The sequence below is a fragment of the Tardiphaga sp. 172_B4_N1_3 genome, assembly GCF_052076035.1.
In the GTDB taxonomy this organism is placed as follows: Bacteria; Pseudomonadota; Alphaproteobacteria; order Rhizobiales; family Xanthobacteraceae; genus Tardiphaga; species Tardiphaga robiniae.
Genome location: NZ_CP197238.1, coordinates 1,758,366 through 1,776,049, shown reverse-complemented (window position 1 = coordinate 1,776,049; position 17,684 = coordinate 1,758,366). Strand labels below are relative to the sequence as shown.

The following is a 17,684-nucleotide window of genomic DNA, read 5'->3' as shown; positions in this document are numbered from 1 at the left end:
TCACGTCCCGGCGGGGTTCAAAAATGGTGCCGACGGCACAGGGGAACGCAATCCGGGCGTCAGCAACAAATGAACACATGAAATCTTCGTAAGCCCAATCTGCCGGCGCCTCTGTCAGGGACCAAAAAGCCCCACAAAATCGGGGGAATCTGTGCAAATCCGCTCATTCGCCGGCGTCTATCATCCGTGCCGCTTGCACGTTGCGACACGTAAGAACACTGTCCGCAGGATGATTGGGCCGCTAGAATGCGGGCTCGCTTCATTGACCAGCATCACCCGGTGAACGTGTCTCAGGCTGCATACTCCAACGCCCCGAATCTCGGCGCAAAGCGCGCGCGGCGGAGCCTTGTCCGGATGTTCGTGCGGTGAATCTCGTGTTCGCGAAAAAGATCGGGCGTTCGGTCGTCGCCTTTGCCGTTGTTGCCAGTTCGGCAGGCTGCATTTTGACCAAGGATCTGCCTGATCCGGCCCTCGATATTCCCGAGGGCTATAAGGCGGCACGGCTGGCCAATCCGAACGGCGCCACGCCGACACTGGACTGGTGGCGGGGTTTTCGCTCCAAGGAACTGACGCAGCTGATGGAGGAGGCCCAGACGGTCAACCTCGATATCGCTGCGGCAACATCGCGAATCATGCAGGCCGATGCGCAGGCACGAATCACCGGCGCAGCGCTGCTGCCCAGCGTGAGCGGCGGCGGGCAGGAGACCTATTCGCGGACCTCGGGCTCCAGTTCCAGCGGTCTGACCAACGGCGGCCGCGAGGTGGTGACCTATTCGGCCTCGCTCTCGGCCAGCTACGAGATCGATTTCTGGGGCAAGAACCGCGACGCGGCGCTGGCTGCGGAAGAAACCTCGACGGCCAATCGTTTCGACCGCGACGTGGTGGCGCTGACCACCATGGCGGCGGTCGCCAATGCCTATTTCCAGGTGCTGACATCGCAGGACCGCATTCGCACGGCGGAGCGCAACATCGCCAGCGCGCAGCGTATCCTTGATGCGATCAAACAGCGCTTCAGTGCCGGCACCGGCACCGATCTCGATGTCGCGCAGCAGGAAAGCGTGCTGGCCAATCAGCGCGCTGCGGTGCCGCCGCTGCGGACCACGCTGGCGCAGAACGTCAATGCGCTCGCGACGCTAGTGTCCCGCCCCCCTGAAAGCGTGCGCGTGGCCGGCGGGTCGCTGAACAATATCGCAGCCCCGCGCGTCACGCCCGGCCTGCCGTCAGAGCTGTTAACCCAGCGGCCGGATATCCGCCGGCAGGAGGCGCAATTGGCCTCGGCCACGGCCAATGTCGGCAGCGCCCGGGCGCAGTTCTTTCCGAGTATCCAGTTGACCGGCTCGGGCGGTTATCAGAGCGCAGCGCTGGCCTCGCTGTTCCAACCCAACGCCGCCTTCTTCAGCCTCGTCGGCGGCCTGACACAGCCGATCTTCGATGGCGGGCGCATCCAGGGCAATTTCGAGCTGACCCAGGCGCGGCAGGACGAGCTCCTGCAGACCTATCGCAAGACGGTCGTGCAGTCCTTTGCCGACGTGGACAACGCGCTGGTCGCGATCCGCCAGACCACAGAGCGGCTGCGGCTGCAGCGCGAGGTGGTCCGGGCGTCCCGGCGGGCCTTCGAACTGTCCGAGCAGCAATTGCGGGCTGGAACCGCTGACATCGTAACTGTGCTAAACACCCAGCTGACGCTGTTCCAGGCGGAAGATGTCCTGTCGCAGGCGCAACTGGCGCGGCTGCAGGCTATCGTCAGCCTCTATCAGGCGCTGGGGGGCGGCTGGGAGCCGAAAATGGAAAGACCGGTCAATGCTCTTTAAGCCGGAGTTGAAAGAGGCCGCGAAAGCGACGGGCGATGGTGTCGCCAAGGTCGCCGGCAAGGCGCGCCGACGCACGGTGTCGATCGCCGTGACGCTGCTGATCCTCGGCGGGCTCGGCTATATCGGCTGGAACGCCTTCCAGCAGCGTCAGACCGCCAACCGCGGCGGTTTCCGACCGGACATGATGACGGTGCCGGTGCTTGCGGCGACGCCGAAGATCCAGGACGTGCCGGTCTATCTCGATGGCGTCGGCTCGGTGAAGGCCTTGAACAACGTCACCGTGCGCGCACAGGTCGACGGCAAACTGATCAAGGTCAATTTCAAGGAAGGCCAGGACGTCAAGGCGGGCGATGTGCTCGGCGAGATTGACCCGGTCCTCTACAAGGCGCTGTACGATCAGGCTGTTGCCAAAAAGGCGCAGGACGAAGCGACGCTGGCCAATGCGCGGCTCGACCTGATCCGTTACCAGCAGCTTGCAACGTCAAACGCCGGTTCCAAGCAGCAGGCCGACACCCAGAAGTCTCTCGTTGCCCAGCAGGAGGCGCTGGTGAATGCCGATCAGGCTGCCATCGACAATGCTGCCGCGACGCTGAGCTACACCAAGATCATCGCGCCGCTCGCTGGCCGTGCCGGCCTGCGTCAGGTCGATCAGGGCAACATCATCCACGCGTCCGATACCACGGGCCTCGTGGTGATCACGCAGCTGCAGCCCATCGCCGTGCTGTTCAGCCTGCCACAGCAGCAAATCGTTCGCGCCAATGCCGCTGCTGCCAAGGGCACGCTGATGGTCGATGTGTTCGGCAATGACGGCGTAACCGTCATCGACACCGGTACGCTTACCGGCATCGACAATCAGGTCGATACCACCACCGGCACGGTGAAGCTGAAGGCCGAATTCCCGAACCCGAATTATCAGCTCTGGCCCGGTCAGTTCGTCAATGTCCGGCTGAAAGTCGAGACCCTGAAGGATGCCATGGTGGTGCCGACCTCGGCTGTGCAGCGCGGTCCCGCCGGTACATTCAGTTATGTGATCGAGGAGGGCGACATCGTCAAGGCGGTGCCGGTCACCGTGACGCAGCAGAACGAGACCACGGCCGTCATCGCCAAGGGCCTGTCGGCGACCGAGCGTGTTGTCACCACGGGTTTTGCCAATCTCGCAGAAGGATCGAAGGTGTCTGTCGGCACCAACGATCAGGAACCGACCGCCGACTTGGCACCCCGCAAGCGTGGCGGGGGCAAGGGCAATGATGCCGGCGAACGTCGTGGCAAGCGTGGCCAGAATTCGGGTGGCGCGGGCGGCCAGGGCAATCCGCAGGCACCGATTGGCCAGACGCCGCCTCCGGCCAGCCCGAGCGCTGCGCCATCGGGAGCGAAGTAGCCATGATGTTCGCACGATCGATCGCCTGAGTTGATGACTTCTATACCAAAGAGCGCACAGTCATGAGCGTCTCGGAACCCTTCATCCGCCGGCCCATCGCGACGTCGTTGCTCGGCATCGCGTTGTTGATCGGTGGTGCGCTTGGCTACTTCGGGCTTCCGGTATCGGCGCTGCCGCAGGTCGATTTCCCGACCGTGCAGGTTTCGACGCAATTGCCGGGCGCGAGCCCCGAAGTGACAGCGTCGCTGATCACCGCGCCTCTGGAGCGCCAGCTCGGACAGATTCCGTCGCTGTCATCGATGACCTCGACGAGCTCGTTCGGCGTCAGCCAGATCTCGCTGCAATTCGATCTCAACCGCGATATCGATGGCGCGACCCAGGACGTGCAGGCGGCTATCAATGCTGCCGCCGGCGTGCTGCCGAAGAACCTGCCATACCCGCCGGTCTATGCGAAGGTCAATCCGGCCGACGCGCCGGTGATGACATTGGCGTTGACCTCGGACACCATCTCGCTGCGATCGATGAGCGACCTGTCCGACACATTGCTGGCGCAGCGGCTCAGCCAGATTTCGGGTGTCGGCAAGGTTGCCGTGCTTGGCGGCTTGAAGCCGGCGGTGCGTGTGCAGGCGGATCTGGCGCGGCTCGCTGCCTATGGCATCGCGATGGAAGACCTCCGTACGGCGATTGCCGGTGCCAATGTATCGGGGCCCAAGGGCTCGCTCGATGGCGCGCAGCAAGCTTACACCATTGCCGCGAACGACCAGATTGCGGCGGCGGATCAGTATCGGCCGATCATTATCGCTTATCGCAACGGATCCCCTGTCACCATCGGCGACATCGCCCAGATTGTCGACGGCCTGGAAAACGACCGCACGGGCGGTTGGTATCAAGGCACGCCCGCCGTCATTATCGAGATCCAGCGTCAGCCCGGTGCAAATGTCATCGAGGTCGTCCGTCAGATACGCGAGGAAATTCCGAAGGTGCAGCGCTCGATGCCGGCCGGTGTAAAGCTGACCATCGTGAGCGACCGCACCGTGACCATTCGCGCCTCGGTCCATGACGTGCAATTCACGCTGGTGCTGTCCGTCATCCTCGTGACGCTGGTGGTGCTGCTGTTCCTGCGGTCGCTGCGTGCAACGCTGATTGCCGGTGTGGCGCTGCCGCTGTCGCTGATCACGTCCTTCGGCGTGATGTATTTCGCCGGCTTCAGCCTCGACAATCTCAGCCTGATGGCGCTGACCATCGGCACCGGCTTCGTGGTCGACGACGCGATCGTGATGATCGAGAACATCGTCCGTCACATGGAAGAGGGCGAGAGCCCGATGCAGGCAGCTTTGGCTGGCGCCAGCGAAATCGGCTTTACGGTCATCTCGCTGACGGTGTCGCTGATCGCTGTCTTCATCCCGCTGCTGTTCATGTCCGGCCTCGTGGGCCGCATGTTCCGCGAGTTTGCGATGACGCTGACCATTGCCGTCGTGATGTCCGCCGTGGTCTCGCTGACGCTGACGCCGATGATGTGCTCGCGGCTTTTGAAGCACACCAAGGATGAATGGCAGGTGCCGGGTCTGGGCGCCGTGAGCCGCTTCATCGACCGGATGGTGGCGTTCTATCACCGCACGCTGCTGTGGGTGTTGCAGCATCAGCCAGCGACGCTGGTCGTCACGTTCCTGACCATCGTCGCAACACTGGGCCTCTATGTCATCGCCCCCAAAGGCTTCCTGCCGCTGCAGGACACCGCCTCGATCACGGCTGTGACGGAGGCTGGTGCCGATGTGTCCTTCGCAGAAATGCAGAGCCGACAGGGCGCGGCAGCCGCAGCGATCCAGGCCGATCCGGATGTGACGGGAATCATCTCGGTGATCGGCGGCGGCTCGGTCAATCCGACCACCAATGTCGGTCGGCTGGTGATGACCCTGAAGCCGCGCGGCGAGCGCAAGGACGACATGAACGCCGTGATCGCGCGGCTCAAGGATCGCGTCGCGGCGATCCCGGGCATGACCGTGTATTTCCAGCCCGTGCAGGATATCCAGATCAGCACGCAGGCAAGCCGTTCGCAGTATCAATATACGCTGACCGGGACTGATGCGGCGCAGGTGACCGAGTGGTCGCAGAAACTGGTCGCCGAATTACGCCGCGATCCGATGTTCCGCGATGTGTCCTCGGAAGCGCAGACGGGCGGATTGCGGGCCTCGCTTGATATCAACCGGCAGCGCGCCGGTCAGCTCGGCGTCAATTTACAGGGCGTCACCGACACGCTGAATGACGCCTTCGCGCAGCGCCAGATTTCGACCATCTACGGACAGGCCAATCAGTACCGCGTTGTGCTGGAGGCATTGCCGTCACAGCAGCGCGATCCCGATGTGCTGTCGAAACTGTATCTGCCGGGTGTGGCGGGCGCGCAGGTGCCGCTGTCTGCCGTAGCCACATTGACGCGTACCACGGCGCCACTGGCGATCTCGCATCAAGCGCAATTCCCCGCGATCTCGCTCAGCTTCAACCTCGGGCCTAACGAGGCGCTCGGCGATGCGGTCGACGAAGTGACGAAGATCGAGACCCGGATCGGCATGCCGACCAGCATTGTCGGGATGTTCTCCGGCGACGCCGCGGAATTCTCCAAGTCGCTGTCAGGGCAACCATGGCTGATCCTCGCGGCGCTGGTGACGATCTATATCGTGCTGGGTGTGCTCTATGAGAGCTACATCCATCCGATCACCATTCTCTCGACGCTGCCGTCTGCCGGTGTCGGTGCGATCCTGGCCCTGATGCTGACCGGGCAGGACCTATCGGTGATCGGCCTGATCGGCATCATCCTCTTGATGGGCATAGTCAAGAAGAACGCGATCATGATGATCGACTTCGCGCTGGATGCAGAGCGCAATCGCGGCATGGCACCGGAAGCGGCGATCGTCGAAGCCTGTCTACTGCGGTTCCGGCCCATCATGATGACGACGCTGGCGGCATTGTTTGGTGCGTTGCCGCTGGCGATCGAAAGTGGCACCGGCGCAGAGCTGCGCTTCCCGCTCGGTGTGTCGATCATCGGCGGTCTGCTGCTCAGCCAGATCCTGACGCTCTACACCACGCCGGTGATCTATCTGGCGCTGGATCGCATCAACCGCCGGTTCGAGAAGAGTGCGCCGCCCGTTGCGGGTGCAGCCGGAACGGCGGGAGCAGGGGGGCCGCCCTAGTGGCTTCCATCTCCATCTCAGCGCCATTCATCATGCGGCCGGTCGGCACTACGTTGCTGGCGATCGGACTGTTTCTTCTCGGCGTCGTCGCCTATCACTTCCTGCCGGTCGCTGCGACGCCCAATGTCGATTTCCCGATGATCCGCGTGCAGGCGTCGCGTCCCGGCGCTGATCCGTCGATCATGGCTGCGACCGTTGCTGCGCCGCTGGAACGACGTCTGGGCATCATTGCCGGCCTCGATCAGATCACATCGACGAGTTCGCTGGGCTCGACGAGCATTCAGCTGCAATTCGCCATCGGCCGCGACGTCGATCGCGCCGCGCGTGACGTCCAGGCTGCCATCAATGCGTCCATGGCGGATCTGCCGACCGATCTTCCGACGCTACCCACGTTCCGCAAGGCCAACCCGTCCGCCGCACCTGTCTTCATTCTCGCTTTGACGTCGCCAACGATGTCGGCGTCCGCGATCTACGACGTCGCCGACACCGTGATCGTACAGCGGCTGTCGCAGGTGCCGGGGGTCGGCGAAGTCACTGCCAGCGGCGCCGATCAGCCCGCTGTGCGCATCCAGCTCAATCCGGTCGCGCTGTCGAATGCCGGGATTGCCACCGACGACGTGCGCACTGCCATCGTCAATGCCAATCCGCTTGGTCCTGTCGGCATCTTCCAGGGATCGCGGCAGAGCGAGACGATCTCGATGAATCCGCAGATGCGCACGGCGGAAGAGTTTCGCGAGATCATCGTCAAGAGTTCAAACGGTAATTATCTGCGGCTGTCTGATGTCGCCGATGTTCAGGATGCGACGCGCAACAGTCGCTCGGTTGCCTGGTTCAACAAGCAGCCGGCGGTGCTCATCCAGATCACCAAACAGGGCGACGCCAATGTCATCGACACCGTCGATCGCGTGAAAGCGCTGATCCCCGATTTGAAACAATGGATTCCTGCCGGAATCGAGATTTCGGTTCTGACCGACCGCACCGGTACGATTCGCGCCTCGGTCGAGGACATGGAGTGGACGCTGTTTGCCACGGCCGTACTGGTGATGGCCGTGGTGTTCCTGTTCCTGCGTCGTGGCACCCCCACCATCGCAGCCGGCGTCTCGGTGCCGCTGGCGCTGGCCGGCACCTGCGTCGGCATGTGGCTGGCCGGCTTCTCGATCAACAACCTGTCGCTGATGGCGCTGGCGATCTCTGTCGGCTTCGTGGTCGACGACGCCATCGTCATGATCGAGAACATGTACCGCAATCTCGAAGAGGGCATGGCGCCGATGCAGGCGGCGCTCGCCGGCGCCAGACAGATCGGCTTCACGGTGCTGTCGATCAGCCTGTCGTTGATTGCTGCCTTCATCCCGCTGATCTTCATGGACGGTCTGGTCGGCCGATTGCTGCGCGAATTCTCGTTGACGCTGACATTCTCGATTGTCGTCTCGACGCTGGTGTCGCTGACGGTGACACCGATGATCTGCGCGCAATATATCAAGAGCGGTCTGTCGAGTACGGAGACCCGTTTTGACCGTATTGTTGAAGGCACGCTGTCACGCGTCGTGGCGTTTTATGAGCGCACGCTGCATGTGGTGCTGGGTTTTCCACTCCTGACGCTGCTGGTGTTCTTCGCCACCATCGCGCTGACGGTCACGCTCTACATCAAGACGCCGAAAGGTTTTTTCCCGAACGACGACAGTGGCTTCGTGATCGGTGCAACGCGCGCATCGGCCGATGTCTCGTTTCAGGCGATGCTCGGATTGCAGCAGCATATGGCTGATCTCGTGCTGAGCGATCCCGGCGTGGCCAGTATCGGTTCGTCGCTTGGCGGCACGGGCGGGCCGGGCGGCGGCGGCGCCAACCGGGGCACCATGTTTATCGCCTTGAAACCACCAGAGGAGCGCAACGGAGCGTCGACTGAAGACGTCATCAATCGGTTGCGTCCGAAGCTCAGCGCGGTTCCGGGTATCCGTCTCTTCATGTTTGCCGCGCAGGATCTGCGCGCCGGCGGACGCCAGAGTGACTCCAACTATCAATACACGCTGACCTCGACCAATCTCGATCTCCTACAGAAATGGGCACCGCTGGTCGGCAAACGGCTGGAGAGCGTCGAGGGCATCACTGACGTGTCGAGCGACCGCGATCCCGGCGGATTGCAATTGACGCTGACCATCGACCGCAAGATGGCATCGAGCCTCGGCGTCAAGGTGCAGGACATCGATAACGCGCTTAACAACGCCTTCTCGCAACGGCAGATTTCGACGATCTACACCCAGCGCAACCAGTACAAGGTGGTGCTGGAAATCGATCCGAAATTCCAGAATGATCCGTCCGATCTCGATCGTATCTATGTCGCGGGCCTGAATGGGTCGCAGGTGCCGCTGTCGGCGGTTGTGCGCATGTCGCGCACGTTGTCGGCGCTGGCGGTGTTCCACTCGCAGGGGTTCCCGTCGACCACGGTGTCGTTCAACACGCTACCCGGCGTGCAGCTCGATGCCGTGACAGGCAACATCCAGCGCGCGGTCGACGAACTGCATATGCCCGAAGGAATCCGGGGAGGATTCGACGGCAATGCCGGTGACTTCAGCAAGACGACGGGGCGGCAGCCACTACTGATCCTCGGCGCGCTGATCGCGATGTATATCGTGCTGGGCGTGCTCTATGAGAGCCTGGTGCACCCTCTGACCATCATCTCGACGCTGCCCTCGGCGGGACTCGGTGCGTTGTTGGCGTTGCAGATCACCAACACGCCGCTGACCGTGATCGCCTTCGTCGGGATCATTCTCCTCATCGGCATCGTCAAGAAGAACGGAATCATGATGGTCGATTTCGCCATCGAGGCGGAGCGGCATCGCGGACTGTCGCCCGCCGAGGCGATCTTCGAGGCCTGCACCGTGCGCTTCCGCCCGATCCTGATGACCTCGCTGGCGGCGGTATTCGCGGCGATCCCGCTGGTCGTCGCGACCGGGCCGGGCACCGAGCTGCGCCGCCCGCTGGGGATCACCATCATTGGCGGGCTATTCGTCTCGCAAGTGTTGACGCTCTACACCACGCCGGTGATCTATCTCCTGATCGACCGGCTGCGTAACCGCTTCCGCCCGGCGCCGCTGCCTGCGCCTGCCGAATAGCAAAAATCCGGGCGTCACGGCGGTTGAAGCCTCGGGCGGCGCGGCGTATAGCGGGCAATGTCCAAGAAATCAGATCTGCAAGCCGCTGAGATCGCTGAAGCGATCCCGGAATGTCCGCATTGCCACAAGCCGATGCCGCTGTGCATCTGCGATAGCATTACGCCCATCGACAACAAGATCGAGCTCCTGATCCTGCAGCATCCGCAGGAACAGGACAGGGCGCTGGGCACCGCCCGCGTCGCCGCGCTTCATTTCAAGAAGGCCACGGTCAAAATCGGCTTGTCCTGGCCGAGCCTCGCCAAGGCGCTGGGCAAGCCGGTCGCCGATCCCGCCCGCTGGGCGATCCTCTACCTTGGCTCGGCGAAGGTCACCGATTACGAGACAGATCGCGACATCCTGGCCATCGATCGCAAGGGTCAGGCTGAGGAAAACCAGCGCGCCTTGCTGAAGGACATCCAGGGCATAGTGCTGCTCGACGGCACCTGGAGCCAGGCCAAGGCGCTGTGGTGGCGCAATGCCTGGATGCTGAAATGCCAGCGCGTGATCCTCGGACCGGCGAAACCGTCGCTTTACGGCAAGCTGCGCCGCGAACCGCGCAAGGACGGCCTGTCGACCATCGAAGCCGCGGGGATGCTGCTGGCCAGCCTCGAACGGAAACCGGATATCGAAGCGACACTGAACGAGGCCTTCGAGCGGATGCTGGCGAAATATCGCGAAGCCCAGACCGTCATGCCGGAACTGGCGCCAAAGCCCAAACCCAAGCGCGACTGGCGGCGTAAGAAGCACGCCTGATCGCGTTCGGTTTTGATTGATCCCGGCCTATCGGCTGCTGGGCGGCGGACCGACGCCGGCTTCACGCTCGTCACTCGATGATGACGGTCTGACGAGCGACGAAAACGGATTGCGGAACAGTCCGCCGCGAGCTTCTTCCACGACGGGTGCGGGAGGCGGTGCCGGGGCTGCAGCCTGCGGCGGCACCACCGGAACCGGCAGCTTCTCGCACTTCAGGGAATAGACCAGCTGGCCGTCGGCGGTCCGGCCAATCGGCGCACAGGGATCGGTGCGAACCGGAACGGGCGGTTTGGCCTGGGCCCAGCCTGGCGAGGTCATCAGCAATGTGGCGATCAAGACCCGGATGTTCATCGTGCCCCCTGGGGTTGGCAGGATGCTACGATGAATACTCCAATCTTGCCAAGCGAAGTGTTGCAGCGCACCACTCATAGCAGTCGCGCCCCGATCGCGGGTCCGGCAGGCTAAGTTATTGATTGGATTGATGGAGGCCACGTCGGGAATCGAACCCGAATAAACGGTTTTGCAGACCGGCGCGTAACCATTCCGCCACATGGCCCCATAGCGGGTTAGTTACAGACCGTTCGCCATTTAGGCAATGCCCGGCTGAAATCTTTCATGGGGTCCGACATACCGACAAAAGATCAGCAGGAGGCCTGCCAGCCATCCGGAAACGGAATCAGCGGCCAGGGGCCGTCATTGTCGTTCGCAGCGGTCGGAATCGGGGCGAAGAACATTTCCTGGCTGCGCAGATCGTCCCGCACATCGGCCTCGATTTCGGCCCGGACTGTCTCCAGCAGATAATCAAATTCGGCTTCGCTCATCTTCTAGCTCCCTGTCTTGGGAGCAATCTGACGCAAAGCCTTTGTTGGGCTGTTGAATGGATCGTTCAAATTGTACCGATCCACACGCGAGGCCCGTCATGGTTACCGGGACGTTTACCTCACTGGATCAATGGCGTGGCTCGGGAACGCCGATCACGCATCGTCGACGGTAACATTAAACTGTCTGGGCTGTAACGGGTGTGTCTGTCTCCAGCAGTGTATCCAGCATCTTGCGGCCCCTGGTGCTGGCCTGCATCAGGGAATCCGCCTTGAAGGTCGACTTCAGGAAGCTCGACACCGCGCGGATGCGCGGCACGAATTGCAGATCGTTATGGACGTTGATCCACAGCTCGCGCGTGGTCGACAACTTGTCGTGCAGCACCGGGATCAGGTCGGGGCGACGCGCCGTTGCAAAACTTGGCAGCAGTACAAGCCCAATGCCGCCGGCCGCAGCGTTCATCTGCGCGCACATGCTGTTGGAATGGAACGAGACCGGCGGGCTCTTGATGATGTCATCGAGCCAGCGCACGGAGTCGAGCTGGATCTGGTCGTCGATATAGGTGACGAAGCTGTGCTTTGTGAGTTCGGATGGGCTCTTCGGCACGCCATGCGCGTCGAGATACTCTTGCGACGCATAGAGCCCGAGCTGAAAGCAGCCGATCCGCTCGGACACCATGCCCTGACCGGTCGGGCGGAAGAAGCTCAGAAACAGATCAGCCTCGCGCCGGTTCACCGAGACGCTCTGCGGTGACGTCAGCAGCTCGACGGTCAGGTCGGGATGCTGTTTGCGCAATTCGACGAAGCGGTAGGCGAGGTAGAGCGAGGCGATGCCTTCCATCGTGGCAAGACGGACCCGGCCAGCCATACGGCTGCCGCCGCATTGCACGTCTTCCCGCATGGCGATCACGGCGCTCTCGATCCGCTCGGCATGGCAGAGCAGGCGGTCGCCGGTCTCATTGACCTTCAGTCCGGACGGCAATCGCTCGAACAACGCCACGCCCAGGGTGCTCTCAAGATGCGCGATGCGGCGACTGATGGTGGATTGATCAACCCGGAGGCGCTTGGCCGCACTGCCAAGGCTGCCGCCGCGGGCTGCGTGAATGAAGACCTTGAGGTCATCCCAATCGAGCGATTTGAAATTGTCCATGCGGGAGTAACAGCAAGAGCTGTGCCAGCGCGCGTCGCTGGGACGCCATGTCGCGGTGGAAAAGCCAGTCTGCAAGGCCCTTTGCAGGATTGTCTATACCCCGTGCGATCCGAAGCAACCTAGCCTGACGGGAACAAAGAACGATCCGTTCTCTCTCACTTTGCGGACGCGACGCTGCCGGTATTTCGGGTTCAGCGAGTGACCATGAATGAGGCTCCTGCGATGATCTCGCAGGCACCGCGAGAGCCACGGCGGCATCCCGTTCAAGAAACTCAACTTCGCCGGGGCCAGCCCCCATCGCAGCTCACCGGCCAATGGCGGCGGTGATCGAACCAGAAGGGTGTGTCATGCAGTTTGACCGTCGACAGCTTTTGCTCGGAGGAGTCGGCACTGCCGCTGGCCTTATGCTTCCAGGCAGCGCGTTCGCACAATCGCCGGCCACTATCGGTACTTTCCCGGAAGGCGTCACGGCGGATTCTGTGTTCGTCGGTCTGACCATCCCGCTCACCGGCGTCTTTTCGGGTGACGGCGGCGACCTCAAGCTCGGCTATGAACTGGCCATCGCGCAAATCAATGCCGGCGGTGATATCGCGCAGAAGTGGGGCCTCAAGGGCAAGGGCGTGCTCGGACGGCAGATCAAGTACAAGGTCTCCGACACCGAAGGTAAACCCAACCTCGACGTGCAGAGCGCCACCCAGTTCATCCAGCGCGACAAGGCGATCATGGTGTCGGGCTCGGTGTCATCAGCCAGCGCCATTGCGCTCGAAGAACTCGGATCGCGCGAGAAGGTGCTGTACATGGTCGGCATCGCCGGCTCCAACGACATCACCGGCAAGAACTGCCAGCGCTACGGTTTCCGCTCGCAGCAGAACGCCTACATGGCCGCCAAGGCGATGGCGCCCGTCGTTGCCAAGGCACTCGGCAAGAACGTGAAGTCGGCCTTCCTGGTGCCCGACTACACCTATGGCCACACCGTCTATGATAGCTTCGCCAAGTTCTCGGCGGAGCAGGGCTGGAAGCAGGTCGCCAAGGAAGTCGTGCCGCTCGGGACCACCGATTATTCGTCGGCACTCCTGAACATCGCCAACAGCGGCGCGGACGTATTCGTCAACATCGCCTTCGGCGGCGATGCGGTCGCTTCGACCAAGCAGGCCGAACAGTTCGGCGTGCTGAAGCGCATGAAGCTCGTGGTGCCGAACCTGTCCTCGTTCCAGGACAAGGAGCTCGGCGCAGAACTGATGCAGGGCGTCTATGGCAGCTGCGATTTCTGGTGGGGCCTGCAGGACACCTATCCGCTCGCCAAGACCTTCGTCGAAAGCTTCGTGGCGCAGAACAAGTACTATCCGCGCTGGGGCGCGCATATCGGCTACATGCAGACCTATCTGTGGGCGATGTCGGTGGAGCGCGCCGGCACGTTCAATCCGGTCGATGTGATCAAGGCGATGGAGAGCTCCAAGGCGCAGCCTTACGAGACGACCATCGGCAAGGTCTATTTCCGTGCCGAAGATCATCAGATGGTGCGGCCGATCCCGATCCTGCGCGGCAAGAAGCCGTCCGAGATGAAGAACAAGGAAGACTTCTACGAGATCGTCGATATTGCGGATGGCGAGAGCGTGATGAACGCGCCGGACTTCTTCGGCTGCAAGCTCGGCCCCTACACCTAAGGATCACCATGCCAAGCTGGCCCGTCCTCATCTCGCAGGCCTTCAACGGCCTGGCCCTCGGCACATTGCTGGCCCTCGTCAGCAGTGGTCTGACGATCATCCTGGGCACGCTTGGGGTCCTCAATTTCGCTCACGGCGCGCTGTTCGCCGTGGGTGCCTATGCCGCTTTCGTGCTGCTGCAATATACCTCGTCCTTCGTGCTCGCGATCGTCGTTGGCTGCGGTTTCATGCTGGCACTCGGCTTCCTGCTCGAACGCATCATCATCCGTTATTTTTACGACCGGCCGCATGAAGACCAGATCCTCGTCACCTACGGTGTCGGGATCGTTCTCGTCGAATGCGTGCGTGCAGCCTTCGGAGGCAATGCGCAGCGTGTGCCGGTGCCGTCCTGGGGGCAGGGCGCGACCCAGATGGGCTTCCTGATCTATCCGACCTATCGCCTGCAATTGATCGCGATCATCGCGGGTCTGCTGCTCAGTCTCTATCTCGTTCTCTACCGCACCTCGATGGGCCTTGTGGTGCGTGCCGGCATCGAGAATCCCGGCATGGTCGGCATTCTCGGCATCAATGTGCGCCGCGCCTTCCTGCTGGTGTTTGCCATCGGCGTCGTCGCGGTCGGTCTTGCCGGCATGCTCTATGCGCCGGTCGTCGCGGTGACGCCGGATATGGGCGCCAACTTCATGGCGCAGTCCTTCGTGGTCATCGTGCTGGGCGGCCTTGGCTCGTTCCCGGGTGCCGTCATCGGCGGCCTGATCGCGGGCGAGATCATCAGCCTGACCAGTGCTTTTAACTCGTCTTATTCGGAAGTGATGCTCTACGCGCTGATGGCGGTGCTGCTGATCATGCGCCCGCAAGGCCTGTTCGGTTCGGAAGGCCGCGCATGATGCGTCATCGTTCCGGCGGCTTGCGGGGCTGGCTTCCCGAACTCGCGGTGCTGTGCACGCTGATCGTGGCGCCCATCATATTCCCGCATCTCGGTTTCTCGACAGATCTGCTGACACGTGTGTTGAACTGGGGCCTGATCGGCCTCGGCTTCGATATCCTGTTCGGCCTCACCGGCCTGCTGTCATTCGGGCAGGCGGCATTCTTCGGCGTCGGCGGTTTTGTCAGCGCCTATCTGCTGGTGTCCCACACCATCGACAGCGTCTGGCTGGCTCTGGCGATCGGTACGGTCGCAGCCGGCCTGTTCGGCCTCCTGGTCGGCTGGTTCGCCGTGCGCAGGGTCGGCATCTATTTCACGATGATCACGCTGGCCTTCGGCCAGATGGCCTATTTCATCGAGAATTCCCCGCTGTCGGACTACACCGGCGGCGAGAACGGCATCCCCGGTGTGCCGGTGCCGGTGCTCGGCTTCGGCGCCAGTGCGATCCGCATCAGTGCGGGCATGCCGATGTATGTCCTGTTCGCGGTGATCTTCTTCCTCGGCTATGTGCTGGCGCGCCGCATCGTCGGCTCGCCGGTCGGCGCGATCCTGCTGGCGATCAAGGAGAACACCGGCCGCGTCGCGATGCTTGGCCATAACGTGCCGGCCTACAAGCTGACGGCCTTTGTCATCGCCGCGCTCTATGCCGGTCTTGCCGGCGGTCTGCTCGGCTCGTTCCAGAGCTACATGCCGCCGGATGCGTTCTCGCTGGAGACGTCGGGACAACTCGTAGTTCAGACCATCGTCGGCGGCGCCGGCACGCTGATCGGTCCGCTGGTCGGCGCCGCCGTCTGGCTGTGGCTTCGCGACAATCTGCAGCTCATTCCGGGCTTTGCGATCCTGTGGAAGCTGGTGCTCGGCATCGCTTTCATCATTCTGGTGATCGGCCTGCGCCGCGGCATCTGCGGCGAGATCGCCCATTGGTGGAACGAACGCCGTAACCTAGCTGCCGCACGAGCCGCCGAGGCCCAAACCGAAGCCATCGAGGCGCACAACATCGATGCGGCAATCAACCCCGTCGCGCCGCTCATGGAGGTCAGGCTGACCCTTGCCGAGCCCATGACAGGTGATAGCGACATTGCACTCGAAGCCCGATCTCTGGCGCGGCATTATGGTGGCATCAAAGCCGTCGATGGCGTCTCCTTCAAGGTCCGCCGTGGCTCGATCCATGCGGTGATCGGCCCGAATGGCGCCGGCAAGAGCACGCTGTTCAAGATGCTGCTCGACGAAGTCAGCCCGTCTTCCGGCGAAGTCCTGCTGTTCGGCGAGAAGGTCACGGGTGTCGGCGTCAGCCGCGCGGCGCAGCTCGGTATCGCCAAAAGCAACCAGCTCAATCAGCTGTTTCCCAACCTGTCGGTGCGCAAGAACCTGCGGATCGCGGCGCTGGCGCGCCGTCGCGGCCCGATGCGCTTCGATCTGTTGCGCAGCGCCGGCAGCATTCCCGACGTCGAGGAGCAGATCGCCTCGATCCTCGGCCTGCTCAATCTCGTCGAACGCGCCGACACGCCGGCGCATATTCTGGCCTACGGCGAAAAGCGCCGGCTCGAAATCGGGATGGCGCTGGCGACCAGCCCGAACGTATTGCTGCTCGACGAACCCTTAGCCGGCATGAGCCCGGCAGAACGCATCGCGACCTGCGCCTTCATTCGCGACATCGGGCGCTCGCGAACCGTGGTCATCGTCGAGCACGATCTCGACGCCATCTTCGAACTCGCCGAGCGCATCACCGTGCTCTATGAGGGCCGGCTGCTGGCGGATGGCACCGCCGACGAGATCCGGCGCAATCCGGCTGTGCAAGACGCCTATCTGGGAGGGCTGCACGCGCATGAGCCTGCTTGAAGTCGACAAGATCAATACGCTGTATGGCGATTCCCACGTGCTGTTCGACCTGTCGATCCGGGTCGAGCAGGGCGAGGTGGTCGCGCTGCTCGGCCGTAACGGCGCCGGCAAGACCACGACGCTGCGCTCGATCATGGGCGTGCTGTCACCGCGCAGCGGCCATATCCGTCTCGACGGCAAATCCATCGAGGGCCTGCCGCCCTCGGCCATCGCCGGCATGGGCGTCCAACTGGTGCCGGAAGAGCGCGCCATCTTTGGCGGCCTGACGGTCGAGGAAAACCTGCGCATCGCGGCGCTGACCGCGCCGAATGCCTGGTCCTACGATCGAATCTACGACGTGTTTCCGCGCCTCAAGGAGCGCCGCAAATCCGCCGGGCGCACACTGTCCGGCGGCGAACAGCAGATGTTGGCCATCGCCCGCGCGCTGATCCGCGATGCCCGTATCATCCTGCTGGACGAGCCGTTCGAAGGCCTCGCGCCGCTGATCGTGCGCGATCTGGTCGAGGTCTCACGCAATCTCGCCGCCGAGGGCCGCACCATGATTGTGGTCGAACAGAACGTTGCGGCGGCATTGAGTTTCGCCAATCGCGTCTATGGGCTCAATAACGGCCACGTGGTGTTCGAAGGCACGCCGGCCGATCTCAACGACAGCCCCGACCTGATGCGGGACTTCCTCGGCGTCGGGATTTGATTCCCGGGACGTAATCCCGGAGACAATGGCCCCGGGCAACGTGATTCCCTAGATTTCGATCGGCACCGCGAGGCGCCCGATCAGAAGCGCCACCTCATCGAGGTGATCGCTGTCATGCGCCTCGACGGCTTCGGCGAGCCGGGTGACGCATTCGTCATCACTGATAAAGGGCAGGGAGTTGAGGTCGGTAGGAAGCGCGCGGTCGGTGTGCGTGGCTGGCATCGGTCACCTCGTTCGATTCGGAACTTGTTCAACGTCGCAACGGGCAGTCTTGCGGTGCAATAAGACTAAATAGCGACACGGTTGGAAAGATTATTCTTCGCC

The 17,684-nt window shown here is 62.7% G+C and carries 13 protein-coding genes and 1 tRNA gene; 9 read left to right on the top strand and 5 right to left on the bottom strand.

Annotated features, from left to right (window positions below; all coding sequences use genetic code 11):
• Positions 1–374 precede the first annotated feature (374 nt).
• The 5 genes from AB7783_RS08160 to AB7783_RS08140 all read left to right on the top strand — a co-directional run bounded on the left by AB7783_RS08160 (position 375) and on the right by AB7783_RS08140 (position 10,276).
• Positions 375–1,811: an efflux transporter outer membrane subunit gene (locus tag AB7783_RS08160; RefSeq protein ID WP_441279665.1), complete on the top strand. Its 1,437-nt coding sequence runs from the start codon at positions 375–377 to the stop codon at positions 1,809–1,811.
• Positions 1,801–3,189: an efflux RND transporter periplasmic adaptor subunit gene (locus AB7783_RS08155; RefSeq protein WP_441277344.1), complete on the top strand. Its 1,389-nt coding sequence runs from the start codon at positions 1,801–1,803 to the stop codon at positions 3,187–3,189. Before AB7783_RS08160 ends, AB7783_RS08155 begins: the two co-directional genes overlap by 11 nt.
• A gap of 62 nt (positions 3,190–3,251) precedes the next feature.
• Positions 3,252–6,374 carry an efflux RND transporter permease subunit gene (locus AB7783_RS08150; protein WP_441277343.1) on the top strand — a complete coding sequence of 1,041 codons (3,123 nt, stop codon included), beginning with the start codon at positions 3,252–3,254 and terminating at the stop codon, positions 6,372–6,374.
• A 32-nt stretch (positions 6,375–6,406) separates the two neighbouring features.
• Entirely contained in the window at positions 6,407–9,484 is a 3,078-nt protein-coding gene (locus AB7783_RS08145) for an efflux RND transporter permease subunit (protein ID WP_441279664.1), read from the top strand.
• Between the two features lie 57 nt (positions 9,485–9,541).
• Positions 9,542–10,276: a tRNA-uridine aminocarboxypropyltransferase gene (locus tag AB7783_RS08140; RefSeq protein ID WP_441277342.1), complete on the top strand. Its 735-nt coding sequence runs from the start codon at positions 9,542–9,544 to the stop codon at positions 10,274–10,276.
• A 27-nt stretch (positions 10,277–10,303) separates the two neighbouring features.
• On the opposite strand, the gene AB7783_RS08135 is transcribed toward AB7783_RS08140, so the two are convergent.
• From AB7783_RS08135 to AB7783_RS08120, 4 genes are all read right to left on the bottom strand, one after another.
• On the bottom strand, positions 10,304–10,627 hold the full coding sequence (locus AB7783_RS08135; RefSeq protein ID WP_231080662.1) for a hypothetical protein: 324 nt from the start codon (positions 10,625–10,627) through the stop codon (positions 10,304–10,306).
• 131 nt (positions 10,628–10,758) lie between these two features.
• A tRNA-Cys gene (locus AB7783_RS08130) sits at positions 10,759–10,832 on the bottom strand.
• An 85-nt stretch (positions 10,833–10,917) separates the two neighbouring features.
• Positions 10,918–11,097 carry a hypothetical protein gene (locus AB7783_RS08125; RefSeq protein WP_068736432.1) on the bottom strand — a complete coding sequence of 60 codons (180 nt, stop codon included), beginning with the start codon at positions 11,095–11,097 and terminating at the stop codon, positions 10,918–10,920.
• A 175-nt stretch (positions 11,098–11,272) separates the two neighbouring features.
• Positions 11,273–12,244: a LysR family transcriptional regulator gene (locus tag AB7783_RS08120; RefSeq protein ID WP_441277341.1), complete on the bottom strand. Its 972-nt coding sequence runs from the start codon at positions 12,242–12,244 to the stop codon at positions 11,273–11,275.
• A 347-nt stretch (positions 12,245–12,591) separates the two neighbouring features.
• On the opposite strand from AB7783_RS08120, the gene AB7783_RS08115 reads away from it, so the two are divergent.
• The 4 genes from AB7783_RS08115 to AB7783_RS08100 are packed head-to-tail and all read left to right on the top strand — an operon-like array spanning position 12,592 to position 17,360.
• Positions 12,592–13,908 (top strand): ABC transporter substrate-binding protein, encoded by a 1,317-nt coding sequence (locus tag AB7783_RS08115; RefSeq protein WP_068736881.1) that lies wholly within the window; start codon positions 12,592–12,594, stop codon positions 13,906–13,908.
• Between the two features lie 8 nt (positions 13,909–13,916).
• The gene (locus AB7783_RS08110) at positions 13,917–14,792 is read left to right on the top strand and encodes a branched-chain amino acid ABC transporter permease (RefSeq protein WP_068736430.1); all 876 of its coding nucleotides are present in this window, start codon (positions 13,917–13,919) and stop codon (positions 14,790–14,792) included.
• Positions 14,789–16,669, top strand: coding sequence for a branched-chain amino acid ABC transporter ATP-binding protein/permease (locus AB7783_RS08105; RefSeq protein ID WP_441277340.1), 1,881 nt, complete (start codon positions 14,789–14,791; stop codon positions 16,667–16,669). Before AB7783_RS08110 ends, AB7783_RS08105 begins: the two co-directional genes overlap by 4 nt.
• Positions 16,656–17,360 carry an ABC transporter ATP-binding protein gene (locus AB7783_RS08100; RefSeq protein ID WP_441277339.1) on the top strand — a complete coding sequence of 235 codons (705 nt, stop codon included), beginning with the start codon at positions 16,656–16,658 and terminating at the stop codon, positions 17,358–17,360. The genes AB7783_RS08105 and AB7783_RS08100 overlap by 14 nt, the downstream gene beginning before the upstream one ends.
• A 48-nt stretch (positions 17,361–17,408) precedes the next feature.
• Here AB7783_RS08100 and AB7783_RS08095 read toward each other — a convergent pair whose 3' ends face one another.
• Positions 17,409–17,582, bottom strand: a complete 174-nt coding sequence (locus AB7783_RS08095; protein ID WP_170849674.1) for a hypothetical protein — start codon at positions 17,580–17,582, stop codon at positions 17,409–17,411.
• Positions 17,583–17,684 lie beyond the last annotated feature (102 nt).

What these genes read in the sequence shown, in the direction of transcription:
- AB7783_RS08155 (WP_441277344.1), top strand. Translation starts at nt 1,801, where the DNA reads ATGCTCTTTAAGCCGGAGTTGAAAGAGGCCGCGAAAGCGACGGGCGAT.
- AB7783_RS08150 (WP_441277343.1), top strand. Translation starts at nt 3,252, where the DNA reads ATGAGCGTCTCGGAACCCTTCATCCGCCGGCCCATCGCGACGTCGTTG.
- AB7783_RS08145 (WP_441279664.1), top strand. Translation starts at nt 6,407, where the DNA reads ATGCGGCCGGTCGGCACTACGTTGCTGGCGATCGGACTGTTTCTTCTC.
- AB7783_RS08140 (WP_441277342.1), top strand. Translation starts at nt 9,542, where the DNA reads ATGTCCAAGAAATCAGATCTGCAAGCCGCTGAGATCGCTGAAGCGATC.
- AB7783_RS08135 (WP_231080662.1), bottom strand. Translation starts at nt 10,627, where the DNA reads ATGAACATCCGGGTCTTGATCGCCACATTGCTGATGACCTCGCCAGGC.
- AB7783_RS08125 (WP_068736432.1), bottom strand. Translation starts at nt 11,097, where the DNA reads ATGAGCGAAGCCGAATTTGATTATCTGCTGGAGACAGTCCGGGCCGAA.
- AB7783_RS08120 (WP_441277341.1), bottom strand. Translation starts at nt 12,244, where the DNA reads ATGGACAATTTCAAATCGCTCGATTGGGATGACCTCAAGGTCTTCATT.
- AB7783_RS08115 (WP_068736881.1), top strand. Translation starts at nt 12,592, where the DNA reads ATGCAGTTTGACCGTCGACAGCTTTTGCTCGGAGGAGTCGGCACTGCC.
- AB7783_RS08110 (WP_068736430.1), top strand. Translation starts at nt 13,917, where the DNA reads ATGCCAAGCTGGCCCGTCCTCATCTCGCAGGCCTTCAACGGCCTGGCC.
- AB7783_RS08105 (WP_441277340.1), top strand. Translation starts at nt 14,789, where the DNA reads ATGATGCGTCATCGTTCCGGCGGCTTGCGGGGCTGGCTTCCCGAACTC.
- AB7783_RS08100 (WP_441277339.1), top strand. Translation starts at nt 16,656, where the DNA reads ATGAGCCTGCTTGAAGTCGACAAGATCAATACGCTGTATGGCGATTCC.
- AB7783_RS08095 (WP_170849674.1), bottom strand. Translation starts at nt 17,582, where the DNA reads ATGCCAGCCACGCACACCGACCGCGCGCTTCCTACCGACCTCAACTCC.